Annotated in this window: 17 protein-coding genes; all 17 read right to left on the minus strand. The window is 46.0% G+C overall.

Annotated features, from left to right (window positions below):
• Positions 1–84 precede the first annotated feature (84 nt).
• Positions 85–498, minus strand: a complete 414-nt coding sequence (locus L0660_RS02950) for a hypothetical protein (protein ID WP_233795481.1) — start codon at positions 496–498, stop codon at positions 85–87.
• Positions 499–800: 302 nt separating this feature from the next.
• Positions 801–1,751: a DUF4249 domain-containing protein gene (locus tag L0660_RS02955; protein WP_235157812.1), complete on the minus strand. Its 951-nt coding sequence runs from the start codon at positions 1,749–1,751 to the stop codon at positions 801–803.
• Between the two features lie 10 nt (positions 1,752–1,761).
• Positions 1,762–4,170, minus strand: a complete 2,409-nt coding sequence (locus L0660_RS02960; protein WP_233796327.1) for a TonB-dependent receptor — start codon at positions 4,168–4,170, stop codon at positions 1,762–1,764.
• Between the two features lie 136 nt (positions 4,171–4,306).
• Positions 4,307–6,361, minus strand: coding sequence for a M3 family metallopeptidase (locus L0660_RS02965; protein ID WP_235157814.1), 2,055 nt, complete (start codon positions 6,359–6,361; stop codon positions 4,307–4,309).
• Between the two features lie 70 nt (positions 6,362–6,431).
• Entirely contained in the window at positions 6,432–7,352 is a 921-nt protein-coding gene (locus tag L0660_RS02970; RefSeq protein WP_235157816.1) for an SMP-30/gluconolactonase/LRE family protein, read from the minus strand.
• A gap of 50 nt (positions 7,353–7,402) precedes the next feature.
• Complete coding sequence (locus L0660_RS02975) at positions 7,403–7,702, minus strand: helix-turn-helix domain-containing protein (protein WP_233795485.1); 300 nt, start codon at positions 7,700–7,702, stop codon at positions 7,403–7,405.
• Position 7,703: 1 nt separating this feature from the next.
• Positions 7,704–8,042, minus strand: coding sequence for a type II toxin-antitoxin system RelE/ParE family toxin (locus L0660_RS02980; protein WP_235157818.1), 339 nt, complete (start codon positions 8,040–8,042; stop codon positions 7,704–7,706).
• A gap of 49 nt (positions 8,043–8,091) precedes the next feature.
• Positions 8,092–9,087 carry a glycosyl hydrolase family 18 protein gene (locus tag L0660_RS02985; protein WP_235157826.1) on the minus strand — a complete coding sequence of 332 codons (996 nt, stop codon included), beginning with the start codon at positions 9,085–9,087 and terminating at the stop codon, positions 8,092–8,094.
• Positions 9,088–9,108: 21 nt separating this feature from the next.
• Positions 9,109–10,221, minus strand: a complete 1,113-nt coding sequence (locus L0660_RS02990) for a Gfo/Idh/MocA family protein (protein WP_235157829.1) — start codon at positions 10,219–10,221, stop codon at positions 9,109–9,111.
• Positions 10,222–10,326: 105 nt separating this feature from the next.
• A complete protein-coding gene (locus L0660_RS02995) occupies positions 10,327–10,929 on the minus strand; it encodes a transcriptional regulator (RefSeq protein ID WP_233795489.1) in 603 nt (200 codons plus the stop codon).
• Positions 10,899–11,240, minus strand: a complete 342-nt coding sequence (locus L0660_RS03000; protein WP_235157831.1) for a type II toxin-antitoxin system HigB family toxin — start codon at positions 11,238–11,240, stop codon at positions 10,899–10,901. The genes L0660_RS02995 and L0660_RS03000 overlap by 31 nt, the downstream gene beginning before the upstream one ends.
• A gap of 167 nt (positions 11,241–11,407) precedes the next feature.
• Entirely contained in the window at positions 11,408–11,788 is a 381-nt protein-coding gene (locus tag L0660_RS03005; RefSeq protein ID WP_233795491.1) for a hypothetical protein, read from the minus strand.
• A gap of 285 nt (positions 11,789–12,073) precedes the next feature.
• Positions 12,074–13,315: an MFS transporter gene (locus L0660_RS03010; RefSeq protein ID WP_235157832.1), complete on the minus strand. Its 1,242-nt coding sequence runs from the start codon at positions 13,313–13,315 to the stop codon at positions 12,074–12,076.
• A gap of 24 nt (positions 13,316–13,339) precedes the next feature.
• Positions 13,340–14,110: a 3-ketoacyl-ACP reductase gene (locus tag L0660_RS03015; protein WP_235157834.1), complete on the minus strand. Its 771-nt coding sequence runs from the start codon at positions 14,108–14,110 to the stop codon at positions 13,340–13,342.
• Positions 14,107–15,252, minus strand: coding sequence for a Gfo/Idh/MocA family protein (locus tag L0660_RS03020; RefSeq protein ID WP_233795494.1), 1,146 nt, complete (start codon positions 15,250–15,252; stop codon positions 14,107–14,109). Before L0660_RS03020 ends, L0660_RS03015 begins: the two co-directional genes overlap by 4 nt.
• Before the next feature lie 9 nt (positions 15,253–15,261).
• Positions 15,262–16,086: a sugar phosphate isomerase/epimerase gene (locus L0660_RS03025; protein WP_235157842.1), complete on the minus strand. Its 825-nt coding sequence runs from the start codon at positions 16,084–16,086 to the stop codon at positions 15,262–15,264.
• Positions 16,087–16,092: 6 nt separating this feature from the next.
• Positions 16,093–17,475 (minus strand): glycosyl hydrolase, encoded by a 1,383-nt coding sequence (locus L0660_RS03030; RefSeq protein ID WP_235157845.1) that lies wholly within the window; start codon positions 17,473–17,475, stop codon positions 16,093–16,095.
• Between the last annotated feature and the right edge of the window lie 86 nt (positions 17,476–17,561).

A 17,561-nucleotide genomic window follows, 5' to 3' on the forward strand; every position in this document is an offset into this window, starting at 1 on the left:
TACAAAAAAAGATGCTACCCGGCCATCTCTATGGCAAAGTAACATCTTAATCTGAACTAATGGTCTAAACGGCCGAAAATGGGCTTAATGCGCCATGTCATCTTCCTCCGGATGATGCACGATCAACGAGCTGCGTGTATCGAGTTTCTTGATCATCTCATTGGACATTGCATCTGCATAAACACCATAACTGCTTACCAATGTGCCTTTTAACCCATCTTTCGATTCGATGGCATAGAGGATCGACATATCAGATGGATTGGTCATTCCCTCAAAACGGTAAACCTTGATAATATCGAAGTCCTCCGGTGAAAGGGTCAGGCAAATGCCGTCCTCTTTATGCAATTCCAATGCGTGTGCGGTCATATTGAAATCGTAGGTATAACCCTCTGCCTGTAAGTCTTCGAGCGTTTCAATAAGCGTATCCGGTTCGTCCATGTTTTTATTGGACGGATGTCTTTTTTGTTCTTTATCTTGATCTGAGCCTTGCAAGTCCATAACAAAGTGGTTTAAGGTTAGTATTTCTTTCCAATGCCAACAATTGACATCGATAATTTTACTGTTTGAAAGTCAAATATTACTGCCCGCAAGGCAGCTGCCTCAAAACGGCAGAAACGCATAGTGGTGCTTTTTGAATCAGACGCACGAAAAAAGTATGCCTTGCAGCGTCACTCCCGGTAAATTGCGCCTGCTTTAATTAATGCACAGATTTCCTGTAATTGTTGTAAAAAAAGGATGAACATTTTGAGGTGCTTTGACCTCAATTTGCCAAAAATGTAGAATGCAGCGCGTTTCCCGGATCAGGGACGATAAGTAACCTGCCCGGAATTGTAGGCGGCAAAGCAACCAAGGCCGCCGCTGATATTGCTGTAAATCAACGATGGCTCAATAAACGGATTATCCGAAGTGCCGCGCATTTCCAGCGACCGGTGATATTTGAAATAGTGGACGTCGGTGTTATAGATTTCGAGCATTACCATCGCAATCTTCGCCTTGGGATACAACGTGAATTTATTGCCGTTTCCATAATCGTAAACGATCACATTCGGCAAGACAGTGCGGCCTAAGGGTGAAGTGAATTCAGCCCCATCCAGGTTCGCATCGCTTTGGTAATCATTACGGCCAATGGTTTCATCCCAATTAAAATTGAAACGGTTCTTCACCCGCCTTTCTTTAAATGTTTCCGCGCTTGTGCCTTCAACAACACTATACTCCAGGTCAACTGAGCTTCTTACCCGATAATAATTGGTATCCCGGGGAGCGTCGGTCCAGCTCATTTGGACGGTCAACACGGTGTCCTGTTCAAAAATATTGCTCGAAAAGGAAGTGTCCAGCTTATAAGAAGTGGCCAGCACCTGGCCCGCAGGAACTGTACAGACGCCGGTAGCTACGCGGTTGCCGTCAGATACAAAAAGTGAATAAGTTTTCCCTGATATAATGGGAAAAACTGATGTGTCAATGCTGTATAATGTGCTGGCGGAATCAAAAGGAATGGCCACTTCTTTGGTCCCGTCTGAAATTTTTACCAATGCATTTCTTACAACGCCTCCCTTATTCCCTGAATCCGTAAAGAGCGGAACAGATTCCGTAACCACCACATTAATGCGCGGCGATTGCGGTGAAATGAATGATTGTACAACAAGCTTGGATTCTGTTCTCGGCAGCTTATCCGCAGGAATGTCCGTAATCAGCGATTCGCAGGCTGAGAAGCAAATTGAAATGAGTATAATAATGATAGAATGCAGTCTCATGGCGGCGCAATTAGAACTTGAAATTATAGCTGAAATAGGGAAGGACCGGAAACAGTGAATAGCGTTTGAGCGTGTTTTTGTTGTTGGTGCTGGTTCCTGTATCCGCGTCGTCGTTATCTATATCATAGAAAAACGGGTTTCTGCGATTGTAAACATTGTACACACCAAACTCCCACGTCCTTTCATGCCGTTTTTTCTGTTTGCGGAATTGAATGGCAAAATCCATCCGGTGAAAAGGCTCTGCACGGAAACTGTTTTTTGCGCCGTATTCGCTTACCATAGGGCCGTTCCAGCCGATGGCCGGTTTGCCGTTCGGGTTTATCCGGGTGATGAAATTGTCACTCACGCCTGTGTAAGTTGCAATAGGCAATGTTAGTGCATTCCCAGTGCCGTAAACCCATGTGGAAGAGATGGTTATGCGCTTGGTCAGCTCATAGATCCCAACCACCGAAAGGTCGTGGCGGCGGTCGTAACGTGGGAAAAATGTTTTACCAAAATTTAGTTCAGGGAATTTCCAGTAGGTCCACGACAATGTATATCCTACCCAGCCCGAAAGTCTGCCTGTTTTTTTCTGAATTAAAAATTCACCTCCGTACGACCAGCCTTTTCCAGCTGTAACATTGTCTTCCCAGCTCAGCTCATTGGCATTTTCACCATTAATGCTCAAAAACGAAGATCCTTCCTTGTAATTAAGGATGTGGTTCATGTCTTTATAATAGCCTTCCAACGTCAAGGTAAGCGCGGGCCGTTCCAGATCCTTGGCAAAACCAAACGCGACCTGCTGCGACTGCTGTGGGGCAACGCGGTCGGTTGTGGGCACCCAAAGGTCCGTTGGCAGGCCCAATCCGGTGTTGGAAAGCAAATGAACGTATTGGTTCATCTGGGCATACGAGGCCTTTACGGAAAAGTCCTTTGCAAGCCTTAATGCCGCCGAAAACCGTGGTTCGGGGCGGATGTAGGTTTTTGTTTGGGTTTGAAATGCACTTAACCGGAAGCCGGCGTTCATTTTCAGTGATTCAAACGGCTGCCAGGTGTCTTCCACGTAAGCACCGGCCTCAAATGTATTGATCGGTTTTGCAGATCTTTCAATTGGATTATCAATAAAAGAGCCCTCAATTGCTAGCGCCGAAGGGATAAATTTATGCTGCGTAACCTGTGCTCCAAACTTGATCGCGTGCTTGGCAGACGGATAAAAATCAAAATCGGTTTTTAAGCCGAAATCCCTGATCCGTGAATCGTATTCCAGACTAAACTCATCCTGCACCGTTCCATCGCCGTTAATGTCCTTGGAATAACTGGAAACGCCGAAATTGAAATTGCTGAAAATGAATGATGTGTTAACAAAGAGTTTCTGGCTCAGCAGATGGTTCCAGCGCATGGTTGCCGTTGCATTGCCCCAGTCCAGGCCAGCCCGGGTTTCGGAATCAGGGCTTTTTTCTTCTACATAAAATTTATCCCTGCCAAAATATCCGCTTACATAAAGCTTGTCTTTAGGGCCGAGATCATAGTTCATCTTTGCATTAAGATCATAAAAATAATAACCTGGCCTTACCTGGCTTTCATCGCCCTTTTGAGACTGCTTAATAAATGGAGAAGCCAGCAAATCAATGTAAGTCCTGCGTCCTGAGATCAGGAATGAAGATTTTCCTTTTGAAATGGGTCCTTCCAGTGTAAGTCTGGACGATATAAGCCCGATCCCGCCTTCGCCGTGCAGCTTATCCTTGCTTCCTTCTTTCATGTTCATTTCCAAAACCGAGGAGAGCCTGCCGCCATAGCGAGCCGGAAATCCGCCTTTGGTGAGCTCCACACTTTTTAATGCATCACTATTGAAAATGGAAAAGAAGCCGAAAAGGTGATTGGCATTGTAAACAACCGCATCGTCGAGAATAATGAGGTTCTGGTCGGGCCCGCCGCCACGCACATACAAACCAGTCTGTCCCTCGGTCCCTTTTTGAACGCCGGGCATGAGTTGGAGCACGCGTAAGACGTCTTTTTCGCCAAAAAAGGCAGGGACTTTCTTCAACTGCGCAATCGGAATCTCAATCTGGCTCATCTGTACAGACCGGCTCACATAATCCTCCTGCCGACGCGCCGAAACGACCACTTCTTCCAGTTGATTAATGGTCGCCAGGAAAATACTCAATTCCTGATTTTTAGTCAGACTGACGCGTAAATCCGTTTTTTCATAACCAACAAATGAAAAGGAAAGCATTGCGCTGTCGCCTGCCGGCACGGTCAGGGAATAAAAGCCATACGTGTTGGTAACTGCTCCGTAGGGTGTGCCTTCAATGTACACATTAACCCCCGGCAACTGCTCCTGGCTGCCTTTTTCCTTCACAAAACCGCTGATCGTTACGCGTTCCTGAGCGGAAACGGCCATAGAAAACAGCAGTAATGAGACGACAAAAATGAAGCGCATAGCAAGCGGGCTGGTTGATTTTTGTAACAACACTTCCGATAATAAAGTATGGATCATAGTAAAGGGTAAAATGGCCTGAGCAAACCTCCGCTTAGCCGTATATACTCCTTTTTGTGCACGTTGGATCAATGTGCGCTTATGCTTTTACCAGTCCCCTGTTTTCCAGCAGATATTTTTCGTCAGCCATTCTTCCGCGGAAGGATTTGTAAAGCGTCGCAGGCTCTTCCGTGCCGCCTTTTTCCAGAATATTTTTTCGGAATGAAAGCGCCGTAACCGGATCGAAAATGTTGCCTGTTTCCTTGAAAGCTGCAAACGCATCGCTGTCCAGCACTTCCGACCAGATGTAGCTGTAATAGCCCGCAGAGTAGCCGCCTGCAAAAATGTGCTGAAAATATGTGCTCCGGTAACGCGGTGCAATCTGCCTGATCAGACCTGCGTCTTTCATCCGTTGTTGTTCAAATCTGTCAGGGTCGATGGGCTTGTCGGGGCTGATACTGTGATAAGAAAGGTCCAGCATGGAAGCTGCAAGATATTCCACCGTAGCAAAGCCCTGGTTAAATTTCGAAGCATTTTTCATCTTTTCCACTGCTTCGTCAGGGATCGTTTCGCCGGTTTGGTAATGTTTTGCGTAAAATTTGAGGACTTCCGGTTCGAAGGCCCAATGTTCCATGATCTGGGAGGGCAATTCCACAAAGTCACGGGGGACCGAAGTGCCGGATAATGATTCAAATTCAACATTGGAAAGCAGACCGTGCAGCGCATGGCCGAATTCGTGGAAGAAGGTTTCGACTTCCTCTGCGGTCAACAGAACGGGATTTTCACCGGTTGGCTTGGCATAGTTGCAAACAATGGACACAATAGGGGCAACGCGCTGGCCGTCCTTCACGCTTTGTTTGCGATAAGAAGTCATCCAGGCACCGCCTCTTTTGGAATTTCGTGTAAAGAAATCCATGTAAAAAATACCCGTAAGATCGCCATTTGCTTCTCTTACTTCATAGGCAGTAACATCTTCGTGATACTTCGGAATGTCGGTGATTTCAGTGAATGTAAGTCCATACAGGTTTTTCACAACCTGAAAAATGCCGTCACGGACGTTAGCGAGTTGGAAGTAAGGTTTCAGGGTTTCGGCGTCGTAATTATACTTTTCCTTCCGGACCTTATCTGCATAGTAGGCCCAGTCCCACGCTTCCAGTTCATCGGAGTTTCCTTCCTTATTCATTAGTGCCTGCATCTGCAATGCTTCGGATTTGGCCACCGGCAATGCAGCTTTCCATAATCCATCCAGCAGATCGAAAACATTAGAGGTCATTTTGGCCATACTTTCTTCCAAAACATAGGCTGCGTGATTCGGGTAGCCGAGTAAGTTCGCCCTTTTGGCACGCAGGGATGTAATTTGTACAATGATATCCTTATTATCAAGGTCGTCGTCGTGGTTGCAGCGACTTGTATAAGCTTTGTACATTTCCTCCCGAAGTGCCCGGTTATCAGCATATTGCAGAAAAGGCATCACGCTGGGTTGATGCAATGTAAACTTCCAGCTTCCTTCTTTGCCCGCCTCCTTAGCCAGTTGTGCAGCATTCAGTTTGAGAAACTCCGGCAAGCCAGAAAGCTGCGTTTCATCGTGAATTATCAGTTCAAATTTGTTGGTTTCAGCCAGCAAATTCTGGGCGAAACGGACAGTTAGCACGGATAATTGCTTGTTAATGTCCCGCATTTCGGCCTGATCCGCATCGCTCAGGTTTGCGCCGCTCCGCACAAAGGCTTTGTAGGTTTTCTCCAGCAAGCGCTTGCTGGCTGCATCCAGGTTTAGCGTATCGCGAGTGTCGTTGATTTTTTTAACACGCTGAAAAAGCGCGGCATTCAGGAAAATATCATCGCTATGCTTAGATAATTGCGGCGCAATGTCTTTTGAAAGCGCTTCGATCTCCGGATTTGTATGGGCGGATGCCAGATTGAAAAACACGGAACTCATCCTGTTGAGCAGCTCGCCGGTGCGTTCCAATGCTAAAATAGTGTTCTCAAAAGTCGGTTCCGCTTCATTGGAATGGATGGCCGCAATGCTATTTTGCTGCTTGGCCATGCCTTGCTCGAAAGCCAGTAAAAAATGTTCAGGTTCCACCTTGTCAAAAGGCGGAACCTGAAATGGGGTGTTATATGGCGTTAAAAACGGGTTATTGGCTTGCTGAGACATATTGGTATCAAATGTTTTTCAGCATGCAAGTTATGGTTTCAATAAAGCGCCTGCAAAGTAGTTTGCAAGATTATTTCACACCCTTGACCTTCATTTTCAATCCGTAAACTGCTGTTTCTGCCGTTACAAAAAGAAGATCATTGTCTTTTCCGCCAAAACACAAATTTGCGGTCCAACCATTGTGAATCGGGAAATGAGCGATTTGTTCACCTTTTTTATCGAAAACGGTAACACCCTTGCCCGTAATGTAAAGATTTCCTTCCGCGTCGAGGATCATTCCATCAGATCCTTTTGGCACAAAAAGCGTCCGGTTGGTTAACGTTCCGTCTTTTTGAATGTCGTATTTGTAGGTCTTGTTGTCGCCAATGTCTGCCACATACAACGTCTTGCCATCTTTCGTGCCGATGATCCCGTTTGGTTTTTTAATGTTGGCATCAACTTTGATCAGGTTTTTTCCTTTCGGATCAAGATAATACACGTGCTCGCCGTCTTGCTGCATTTTCGGATCGCGCTTCCAGTAATCTCTTTTATATAAAGGGTCTGTCAGATAAATGCCTCCCTGCGGATCGATCCAAAGGTCATTAGGGCCATTCAAAAGCTTGCCTTCGAAATCTTTTACCAACACCGTAGGCTTACCGTTTTTATCAAAGGACCAAACCTGATTGTCTTCATCCGAACACGCCACCAGGTTTCCTTTTTTATCAAAATACATGCCGTTCGCACGACCTGCATTGTCCGAGAAAACGGAGAATTTATTTGTTTCTGCGTCCCAGCGAATGATTTTATTGTTGGGCTGATCTGTGAAAAACACATTACCATTCTGATCGGCAACCGGGCCTTCTGTAAATTTGTAACCGTCGCCGAGTTTCTCAACCTGTGCGCCGGGCGCTACTATCGATTTTGAATCCATCATCTGTGCTGAAAGTAATGCCGGGAACAGCAACGCTGCCAACCCGGAAAAAATTGAATAAATACCTGCTGACTTTTTCATATCAAAATAATGCCGGATGAAGTTAGCCCGGGGTTGCGTTTTTTTTAATATTAATGAACTGATAGTTCAAGTTTCTTTCCTAATCCTATTTCCAAAATTCGATAAAGCGTGGAAAGTTGAATGTCCGTATGGCCATTTTCTATTCTGGAAATAAAGCTTTTTTTTGCCCCGATTTTATTAGCAAGCTGCTCCTGAGTGAGTTTCGCAAGTCTTCGCTCTTCTTTAATGATTTCTCCTATCAGAAATGCTTTCGCTTTTAATTCAAATTCAATCCGCTCTTTTGCGCCTGGTGCCCCATGATAGTGGGTAAAATGGTCTTCCGCAGAAGTAATTTCGAGGTCTTCTTTCATATCAATTCTTATTCAAGTATTCATTCATGAGTTTTACAGCAAGTTGAAGTTCGTCGGTCGGAGTCTTTTGGCTTTTCTTTTGAAAGCCATTTAACAGGACGACAATTTTATCTTTGTCAAAGCAACAGAAGACCCTGAAAATGTTACTGCCGGCTTCAATCCGCAGCTCATACAAGCCTTTCTGACCTTCAATGTGTTTCAAGAATTTCTCAGGAACCCGATCCAAATGCATTAAAAGATAAATCACATAGTCGATTTTGTCCCTGACTTTTGCATTTTGCTTTTGATAGAAATTGTCAAAATAATTACCATAAAATACGACCTTTCGTATTTGCTCCATTTAATAGTGTGTTATGTAAAGTTAACTTAAAATGTAACATTCAGCAAATTCACTTCCGCTTCACAACCCCGTCAATCTCCCCAAGCAGCGACTTCACCCCAGTCGAATCCTGCAACAATTGCCAGATCATCACCCCACTAACCTTCTGCTTCGCCAGCTCCGTCTTCTTCCGAATCGTCGCTAGGCCATTGTAGTAAACCATCCCACCATTCAAATGCATCTGATCCTGATTAACGGAGTCGGGATATTGTCGGAGGATGTTTTTGTAGGACATGCTTTCCGGGGCGGTGCCGCCGAAGCCGTAGCCGTAGAATGGAACGCCCAGGGTGAGTTGATTTTTTGGGATTTTGCGCGTTTCGAGCCAGTATTGGAGGTCTTCCTCAGCCATGGAGTAGGGGGCGTGCGGGCCGGGTTCGTCGGGGCGCCATGGACCGGTGCGATCGTAGGACATGATGTTGACGAAATCGAACTGGGCTAATGCTTTGTCTGTAAATTGATCCTTGTAAACGGTGGCGATGGCGGCTGTGATGAGTTTGTTTTTTTGTTTTAAAGGGGCTGCGAGATCGGTTACAAAGCTTTCGTAATTGGCGTCAATTAATGCGCCTTCCAGATCTACGTCAATGCCGTCGAGGTTGTTATCAACTGCCAGGTTTACAAGGTCATTGATGAGTTTTGTTTTCTTTTCTCCTGTTAAAAAAGAAGGATAATATTCCGGAGCGCCGCCGCCACCGATAGATGCCATAATCCTGACGTTTTTGGAATGGGCCAGGGCGGCAACTTCTTTGAGATTCCCAGTTCCTGTGAGATTTCCCAGGGAATCGGGATTAATGAAGGCAATGTATAAGTGGGTGATTTTGCCAAAATCGATTTGTTTGGCAGACGCCAGAAGATCGGTTCGGTTTGGCAGATAGCCGATAACTTTGAACCGATTATCCATATCGCCGCTGCCGGAAGCGGTGATGCTTTTTTTGCTACAACTGGTATTTAATGCAAGAATCACCATGAGAACGGAGATGCATTGCTTTAACAACTTCGAAACTATCATGGTGATCCTGATTATGAATGTCTATTTGCCTGCTAACATGATTTTTGCACCGCCTTTGCGGATTGATTCGTAAACAGCGTCAACAACGATCATATCCTTTAATCCTTCGGCTCCGCTTACATTGGGGTCGGGCTTGTTGTTGAGGATAATGTCGGCAATGCCATCCATTTGCAACGTCTGGTGCGTGACTATGGGCTGATTCATTGGGCCGTTGTGCGTCCGGCCTTTGATCGGACCGTAGCTGAATGCCGGGCTTAGTTCCACAAAGCCTTTTTCACCAATTACATAAAGTCTTTCGTAATTATTGAAATTGTAGGTCGTACCGCAACTCGCTACCACGCCGCTGGGGAAACCTAGCTGGAACATGATCGTTTCGTCCACTTCCTTGAATTTCACCGGATCGGTTTTCGTTTCCTGTGCCGTCACCCAGATCGGCTCTTCACCTGTTGCATATCGTGCGCCGTTCAGTGCGTAAATGCCCACGTCCATCATCGCGCCGCCGCCAGCCAGCGCTTTTTTCAGTCTCCATTGATTCGGATCGCCGGATTTGAAACCCATATAATTGTTTACATGCATAATCTTGCCCAGCTCGCCAGCCTCACGCATGCGGATCAGTTCGCGGGTGTGCGGTTCAAAATGCATGCGGTAACCAATGTAAAATTTCACCCCGGCCTTTTCACAAGCTGCAATCATTTCACGCGTCTGTTTCGCATTGTCAGCCACCGGTTTTTCACAAAGAACATGTTTGCCGGCAGCGGCAATTTGCAAAACATGTTTGTGATGCAGTGAGTTAGGCGTTGTAATGTACACGAGATCAATATCCGGATTGTCCTTGATCTTACTGACCGTATCGTAATTGTAAGTGTTCTTCTCAGGAATGTTGTATTTCTTTTTCCAATCTTCGATCTTGGCTGGTGTGCCCGAAACGGCTCCCACAAGTGTTGCCATTTTACAATCTTTCATGGCATCCGCAACCCGCGTTCCATAACTGCCAAGTCCCATAATGGCGACGCGTAGTTGTTTGTCTGCTTTTGGGCCGGCATAAAGCTCTCGTGCAGCAGCGGGCAGGTCGGTTAGCGCGGTTGCGCCGATTCCGAGAGTTAATTTTTGAAGAAAATCTCGACGTGAGTCCATAGTAATGAGTGAATAGTTATTGATAAATATTTTTGCAAACCGGTTCGTAAGTGACGTTGATTTGGATCATGTCTTTAGACAGGCAGATGTTTCACAAGATTGTGTTTAGGAATAAAGCGCTTTCATTAAAGAAGTTACCTGTGCTGGTTTTTTTGATTTTGAAGTATTTTCGGCAGCTTTTTCAAATGTTTCCCTTATCCTCAGTTCCACATCCGGAGTTATCTCCGTGAAAATAAGATCCTCCAACTTTATTTTGAAGAGCTTATGGATAATGACCAAGTCATTCATTGAAAAAGACCTGATCCCATTCAGAAGCTCGGAAGTGTACGATTTGCTGTGTGCCAGTATTGCCGACAGGTCATTTTGATTGAGCCCATTTTGTTTCAATGTTTGGATGATCAGCTCGCGCCTTTGTTTATAAAACTTAAACTCCCTAGCTGCGAGCTTCTCAGCCAGGTTACTTTCTTTCACTTGTTTTTCTGTGACCAGCTTAAAATCGGCCCAGTTTTTCGATTCATAATCACGAATTAAAGTGCTTAATTGTTGCTCTAGCGCAGCCAATTCTGGTTGGTCCTCACCTTGAAGCCTGAGAAATCTGGCGGCAAGTGAAGCGCGTTCTAATTCTAACTCGGAAGAGATCTCTCCTTTGCGAATCATTGATTTTATATCTGTTTCTTTCAGCGTATGTGCCCCTTTGATCTTAGCCATTTTTCAATCGTAGTTTTGTTGTTCCTAAATAGTTTTTCATAACTGCTATGTGTGCCTATCCATAGCGCTATCGCTCGATTCTTCTCAAATTTGATCGCAACCAGCACACGGTCATTCTCAACATTGAAGAAGAAAATGCCCTTAGTATGCACCTGATCCGCATCTTTACGTTCTTTCAGTAGATGCGTGTAAGAAGCATATTCAGAATTCTCTAAATCAAAAATCAGTTTGTCAATTGCATCTAATAGTCTGCGATTGCCGCGGTTTTTTTGTTGCCACTTAGTTAAGATTCTTTTTTCGTCTAACTGCATCGCGAAGTTAAATTTAATTAAAAAGTTCTACAAAAAGTAGAACTATCAAAATGGATTTTAACCTTAGGACGCTATTCTTCTAAAAAAGTAACGGTTACCGGACATTTGGAAACAAAAAAGGCCTCCGGGTTTCCGGAGGCCTTGAAAATTTAAGGTTTACGTTCTAATTATTTTACGGTTAAAGAGCGTTCCAATTTTTGTTCCGAGAGTTCGAAAGATTTGGATTGGATTTCTTTGCCGCTGATGACGTCCAGTTCGTATTTCCCTGCGTCCATCTGGTCCATGTTTAATGTGCGACCGAATTTTTGGTTGTCTTTGCTGACAGTTTCGCGGTAAACAACGTTTCCAGCTTCGTTTTTAAGTAAAATCACTGTGTTGGCGTTGTTGTTTGCCTTGTTGACCAGAACATTGATCTTACCGCTTTTAGTTGGGTAAATTCCTGTTCCGAATGTTGAAGCTTTCTTGGTTTCCTTGTCTTCTGCGTTGGCAGCAAATGAAGATGCGATTAATGCTAAGGCAAATGCGAAGGTTTTGATTGTAGTTTTCATGACTTATTTTATTTTTATGGCTAATATTTTATTTACTTTTTTGTCTCTGAGGACATAACAAAGGTGGCGCAAATCCCGGTACTATGTAATACAAAGTACAGGAATGGAAACTTTACGTGAATGAGTGGTTTATATCTTTCATGAGTAATTAAATGGTTTCTTAAATTCGGTTCAATGATGGTTTGAACGAAGCATATGTTGCTTACTAATCTGTTAATAAGTGTTAAAAAAAACGGCTCGCTGCAATGCAGGAGCCGTTTTAGCAAAATCAATTAAGAGTATGAACTATTCCTTTTCTACGTAATCCATATCCTTCGTAAATGTTTCTTCTAAAAAATATAAGGCTAGCAATGCAACCAGCGACGTGGCCACACCAATGAGCAGGGCACTCTGGATGACGCCGAGGTCCGGTTTGAAGCTGACAAACAATGCAGCCAGCGGGATGGTAGCGCCTCTTACAAAATTAGGAACAGTTGTCGCCACAGTGGCGCGCAGGTTGGTTCCGAAAAGTTCTGCGGCGATGGTGATAAATAAGGTCCAGTAACCGTTGCAAAATCCTAACAATGCGCACATCAGATAGAATGTAAACAGATCAAGCGACGGGATCATCAGATAACCAATCATCATGGTTAGTGAAAGAATGATGAACAAGCCGATCACCCGCTTTCTGCTTTTCAGATATTGGCTTAACAAACCACTGAAAATGTCCCCGAAAACTTGTCCGGAAAACGCCAGCATAACTGCCTTTCCCGCATTGATTCCTTCAATTCCCTTTGCAGCGCCAAATTCGGGGGAGAATGTGATCAGGATACCGACCACAAACCAGATGGGCAGCCCCACCAGGATAGCCATCATATATTTGGCAAAACGCTTCCCATTCGTCAGAATCATCATAACGTTGCCGCGGTCTACAGTTCGCTCCTTAACCTGCTTGAACATTCCCGATTCAAATACATTGAACCTCAAAACTAGCAATAGCAAGCCCATTCCACCGCCAACAAAATAGGAAATCCGCCACGCGAACATATCCGCCACAAAATAGGCAAGGATAGCGCCGAGAACGCCTAATGTTGCAACCAATGTAGTGCCGTAACCGCGTATTTCTTTGGGTAAAACCTCGGTTACCAATGTGATTCCCGCTCCCAGTTCTCCCGCAAGGCCCACACCCGCAATGAAACGGAGCAACGCATACTGATCCAGCGAAGTAACAAAGCCGTTCCCGATATTGGCAAGCGAATACATGATAATAGATCCGAAAAGCACTGAAAGCCGTCCTTTTTTGTCTGCAATAATGCCCCATAAAACGCCACCAATGAGCATTCCGGCCATTTGATAATTGAGCAGCCGGATGCCCTCGCCGAGCAACTGATCTGCCGGCACATTCAATGCTTTCAAACTTGGAACGCGCACCACGCTGAACAAGAAGAGGTCGTACATGTCGACCAGATAGCCCAGCGCAGCCACAATGACCGGCACTTGAAGCAATTGTGAGAGTAAGCTAGGGCGAGGAGTGGAATGTTCGGACATAAGTGATTTGGTTTACTTTGAAAGCTATAATCTATCAATCAACATTCCGCCATCCACGCCAATGACCTGGCCGGTGGAGTAGGGGAAATCACCTCTTGTGAGCGATGCAACGGCCTTTCCTACGTCCTCAGGCGTTCCCCAGCGTGGCTGCAAGGCGATGCCGCTCTGGAACAGGTTATCATATTTTTCCTGCACTTTGGAAGTCATATCCGTGGCAATAATACCTGGCCGTATCTCGAAAACGGGAATGTTAAACTCTGCCATACGAACTGCAAAAAGCAGATTTGTCATCGCCAGACCCGATTTTGAAATACAATATTCACCCCTGTTTATTGACGCAACCGTTGCCGAAATGGAAGTCACGAAAACGATCGTCGCTTCAAACGCGTGGTTGTTTTGCTTCGCATGTGCCATTCGTTTTGCAATGGCCTGCGTCAGGAAAAATGGCCCTTCGAGGTTGGTTTGCATAACCTCCTGAAAATTTTCGGGAGTCGTTTCCAGGATATCCAGTCGTTCCCGCGGAGCGATTCCTGCATTATTTACGAGAATATTAATTTGTCCAAAAACCGAATAGGCTTTCTCGATAATCGCCTCGCGATCGGCTGCATTGGCAATATTTCCCTGGCAGTAAGCCACTTCCGCACCCAATTCTCTAAGTTCGTTCAGGGCTTCTGCTGCGCCAGCTTCGTCGCGTACGCCGTTGATGGCGAGGTTATAGCCTTCGTTGGCAAGGGCTTTGGCGATCCCAAAGCCGATGCCACGACTTCCGCCGGTGATTAACGCCGTGTTTTTCATAATTCCTCAATGTTAACCCACTGACGTTTTTCCCAGCTTTCAATGCCTTTTTCAGCCAGTTGCACACCGCGTGCCCCTGCTTTCAAATCCCATGGGAATGGCGTGTCTTTTACAATGTGTTTCAAGAAAAGCTCCCACTGCGCTTTGAATGCATTGTCAAAAATTTCCTGCTCAGGCACTTTTGCCCAACCTTCAAAAAACGGGATCGGTTGTGGAATATCCGGGTTCCAGACGGGCTTTGGCGTGTTTCCGTAATGTTGCGTGTAGCAATCCCGTAGGCCAGCGACTGCGGAACCGTGCGTCCCGTCCACTTGCAATGTCAGCAAGTCGTCGCGGCGGACGCGGACGGTCCAGGATGAGTTGAACTGCGCAATGACGTCATCTTCAAGCTCGAACGTAGCGTAGCACGCGTCATCGGCTGTTGCTTTGTATGGGTTTCCATTTTCATCGATGCGCTCGGGAATGTGCGTGGCGCCGAGGCAGGAAACAGCTTTTACTTTGCCAAAAAGGTTGTCCAGAACATAGCGCCAGTGGCAAAGCATATCCACGATAATGCCGCCATCGTCTTCTTTCCGGTAATTCCAGGAAGGCCGCTGCGCCGGAATGCTATGACCTTCGAAAACCCAGTAACCAAATTCTCCGCGTACGGAAAGGATTTTTCCAAAAAAACCATTTTCCATTAGACGCTTCAATTTCAGCATTCCAGGCAGCCAGAGCTTATCTTGAACAACGCCGTTTTTCAAACCAGCGGCCGTTGCCAATTCATAAAGTTCAAGCGCTTCTTCGGTCGTTGTGCCTGTTGGTTTTTCACAATAAATGTGTTTCCCGGCAAGAATAGCTTTTTTCACAGCAGCCGCGCGGCGACCCGTAACCTGGGCATCAAAATAAATCTGATACTGCGGATCAGACATTACAGAATCCAGATCCGTTGTGTATTTCGCTATTCCGGACTGTTTGCAAAGCGATTGCAGCTTGCTTTCGTTGCGACCAACCAGGATTGGATCCGGCATAATCACTTCGTCTGCCGAGATTTTCACCCCGCCTTGCTCGATAATGGCTTTGATAGACCTTAATAAATGCTGATTCGTTCCCATACGGCCCGTCACGCCGTTCATGATAATGCCAATGTTATGTGTAGTCATGTTTTTATTTTAAACAGTTTTTAAAAATGCCTCTGTAATTTCTCCCAAAAACAAATGCTGATCCTTGGCCCAGTGAATGTTGGAGAAAATCTCCACCTCACAAAAGCCATTGAAACCAGTCGCTTCCACCCATCCGCGGATCTTTTTAAGATCAATGCAGCCTTCGCCCATTAACCCGCGGTCGTTGAGCAGATCAATGGTGTTGACCTTCCAGTCGCAAACGTGGTAAGCCAGCAAGTTTCCGTTTGCACCGCAACGGGCGATTTCCTTTTCCAGGTCGCCGTCCCACCACAAATGATACACATCTACCGCCACGCCTACATAAGGTGAATTGAAATATTCGGCCATATCATTCGCCTGTGCCAATGTGTTAATTGCTGATCGATCAGCTGCATACATCGGATGCAGCGGCTCAATAGCCAACTTCACTTTCAGTTTTTCGGCCAATGGTAAAATTGCTGCAATGCCTTCCTTGATCTGTTCGCGGGACTTTTCCATGGACTGATCGGGCGATGCGCCGCATACGAGCACGATCATGGGAGCACCCAAAGCTGCGGCTTCTTCGAGTAACTTCCGGTTGTGATCAATGGCCTGTGCACGTCCCGCGCTGCTCGTATGCGGGAAAAATCCCCCGCGAACGTAAGAGACGATTTCAAGCCCGGCAGACCGGATCAGCTCTCCGGCACGGTGAGGGCCGATCCGTTCGGTTGCATTCTGCCAGACACTTATTCCTTTCACACCAGCTGCCGCATAGTTTTCCACCGCCTCCGAAAGCTCCCAGGGCTTCGTCGTAATGGTGTGTATGCAGCAACGGTCTAATGTTATATTTTCCATTTTCGATTACTTAACAGCGCCCAGATAAGTGTAGTAAGGCAGGTTTTTATTAATGCGGTCTACATAAAGCGCCACTTCGCGGGCGTGGTAATCGCCCCACATACTTGATTCGCCGCAAGGGATTTTTTGCCCTGCCGGAATGTTGTCCCAGCCATTCGGACGGTGGTAGATCGAATGCAGGATCAAGCCCTGATGCGTTGGGTCGGTTGATAAATAAGGTTCTGCAAACAGCGAATCTAGTGCGGTTAAGCCTGCCTGCCAGTATTTTTTTCCTTGTTCCGTTTCGCCCTTATCATTCAGATATTTTCCCAAACGAAGCAAGCCTTGCGCGCCTATGGCTGCCGCGGAGCTGTCTATGGGCTCAAATTCATTGTAAGGATCGGAAGTTCTAGACGTGTAATCGCCTAATTTATAAAGTTGCGGCGCGCCGGTGTCCCAGTAAGGAATGCCGTCGGAGGCGGTGTTATCAATGTAGAAGTCGCAGGTGGCTTTTGCACCTTTTAAATATATTTTCTCGATTTCTGCTCTGCCGCCCAGTTGCGCCAGTTCGTCGTCAGAAAAGCTGGAAAGCGATTCCAATTGTTCTGCGAAACCCGCCATGGCCCACGCAAGTCCGCGTGTCCAGGTGGTGAAACCGGAGAAACCTTGCTGGGAATTGGGGCAGCGGTAATTGCCGTCGTTGGTGTTAAAAACGCTTTCATGTGCCGTGCGGCCCCAAATGTCATAACTATCCCGGCCTTCGCCATAGTAAACGGCATATTTGGCAGTGGCGATAGAATGCAATGTGCCGCGTTCGAACAGGCTTGTTTTAACATCATTTTCACCCATTAAGCTATGCCCTAGCAAGTGCGAAACCATCAGCGCACGCACCGAACGTATCGTATCTACAAATAGAGAGTGCGGGCCATTGAAGGAATGGATAAAACCTTGTCCGTCTTTTGTGGTCGTCCATCTTTTAGCCTGGACTGCGCCGGATATTTTCAGGGCGATCTCGTAAAAGTTGCGTTCCCACTCGTTTTCTTCAATGCGGCCTTCGTTCATCAATCTTAATAAGTTGCCGTAAGTGCTCACATTATTGAAACCATGGTCATGCACCCCGAAATGGCCAACATGCGAAGCCATGCTGCTTACCGTGTTTTTACGGGCACTTTCCAAAAACTGCGTTTCGCCCGTTGCATCGAACTGCAAAACCTCCGCGCCATATTGGAAACCTTGTGTCCATTCCGTCCAGCCGCGCAATGTGTATTTTCCATTGACTGTGAAAACGGGCGTTCCTTTTGAATTATCGTATTCCCGTGAAATAAGGTTGATTTTCTCGGCGGAAAGCTGCCAGAGCTTGTCAATTTTAGGCTGAAGCGAAGCGGCGGTAAGATCGTTGCGAATCTGCATAGTGAATATCGATAGTATTATTTAGCCATTTTATTTTTGGATAATACAAAGATATCCGCCCATACAGGCGGGGGCAAGGTACATTT

The organism is Dyadobacter sp. CY351 (genome assembly GCF_021502625.1).
Classification (GTDB): domain Bacteria; phylum Bacteroidota; class Bacteroidia; order Cytophagales; family Spirosomataceae; genus Dyadobacter; species Dyadobacter chenhuakuii.

What these genes read in the sequence shown, in the direction of transcription:
- L0660_RS02990 (WP_235157829.1), bottom strand. Translation starts at nt 10,221, where the DNA reads ATGGACTCACGTCGAGATTTTCTTCAAAAATTAACTCTCGGAATCGGC.
- L0660_RS03010 (WP_235157832.1), bottom strand. Translation starts at nt 13,315, where the DNA reads ATGTCCGAACATTCCACTCCTCGCCCTAGCTTACTCTCACAATTGCTT.
- L0660_RS03000 (WP_235157831.1), bottom strand. Translation starts at nt 11,240, where the DNA reads ATGCAGTTAGACGAAAAAAGAATCTTAACTAAGTGGCAACAAAAAAAC.
- L0660_RS03020 (WP_233795494.1), bottom strand. Translation starts at nt 15,252, where the DNA reads ATGACTACACATAACATTGGCATTATCATGAACGGCGTGACGGGCCGT.
- L0660_RS02975 (WP_233795485.1), bottom strand. Translation starts at nt 7,702, where the DNA reads ATGAAAGAAGACCTCGAAATTACTTCTGCGGAAGACCATTTTACCCAC.
- L0660_RS03025 (WP_235157842.1), bottom strand. Translation starts at nt 16,086, where the DNA reads ATGGAAAATATAACATTAGACCGTTGCTGCATACACACCATTACGACG.
- L0660_RS02955 (WP_235157812.1), bottom strand. Translation starts at nt 1,751, where the DNA reads ATGAGACTGCATTCTATCATTATTATACTCATTTCAATTTGCTTCTCA.
- L0660_RS02970 (WP_235157816.1), bottom strand. Translation starts at nt 7,352, where the DNA reads ATGAAAAAGTCAGCAGGTATTTATTCAATTTTTTCCGGGTTGGCAGCG.
- L0660_RS02965 (WP_235157814.1), bottom strand. Translation starts at nt 6,361, where the DNA reads ATGTCTCAGCAAGCCAATAACCCGTTTTTAACGCCATATAACACCCCA.
- L0660_RS02985 (WP_235157826.1), bottom strand. Translation starts at nt 9,087, where the DNA reads ATGATAGTTTCGAAGTTGTTAAAGCAATGCATCTCCGTTCTCATGGTG.
- L0660_RS03030 (WP_235157845.1), bottom strand. Translation starts at nt 17,475, where the DNA reads ATGCAGATTCGCAACGATCTTACCGCCGCTTCGCTTCAGCCTAAAATT.
- L0660_RS02980 (WP_235157818.1), bottom strand. Translation starts at nt 8,042, where the DNA reads ATGGAGCAAATACGAAAGGTCGTATTTTATGGTAATTATTTTGACAAT.
- L0660_RS03005 (WP_233795491.1), bottom strand. Translation starts at nt 11,788, where the DNA reads ATGAAAACTACAATCAAAACCTTCGCATTTGCCTTAGCATTAATCGCA.
- L0660_RS02950 (WP_233795481.1), bottom strand. Translation starts at nt 498, where the DNA reads ATGGACTTGCAAGGCTCAGATCAAGATAAAGAACAAAAAAGACATCCG.
- L0660_RS03015 (WP_235157834.1), bottom strand. Translation starts at nt 14,110, where the DNA reads ATGAAAAACACGGCGTTAATCACCGGCGGAAGTCGTGGCATCGGCTTT.
- L0660_RS02960 (WP_233796327.1), bottom strand. Translation starts at nt 4,170, where the DNA reads ATGCGCTTCATTTTTGTCGTCTCATTACTGCTGTTTTCTATGGCCGTT.
- L0660_RS02995 (WP_233795489.1), bottom strand. Translation starts at nt 10,929, where the DNA reads ATGGCTAAGATCAAAGGGGCACATACGCTGAAAGAAACAGATATAAAA.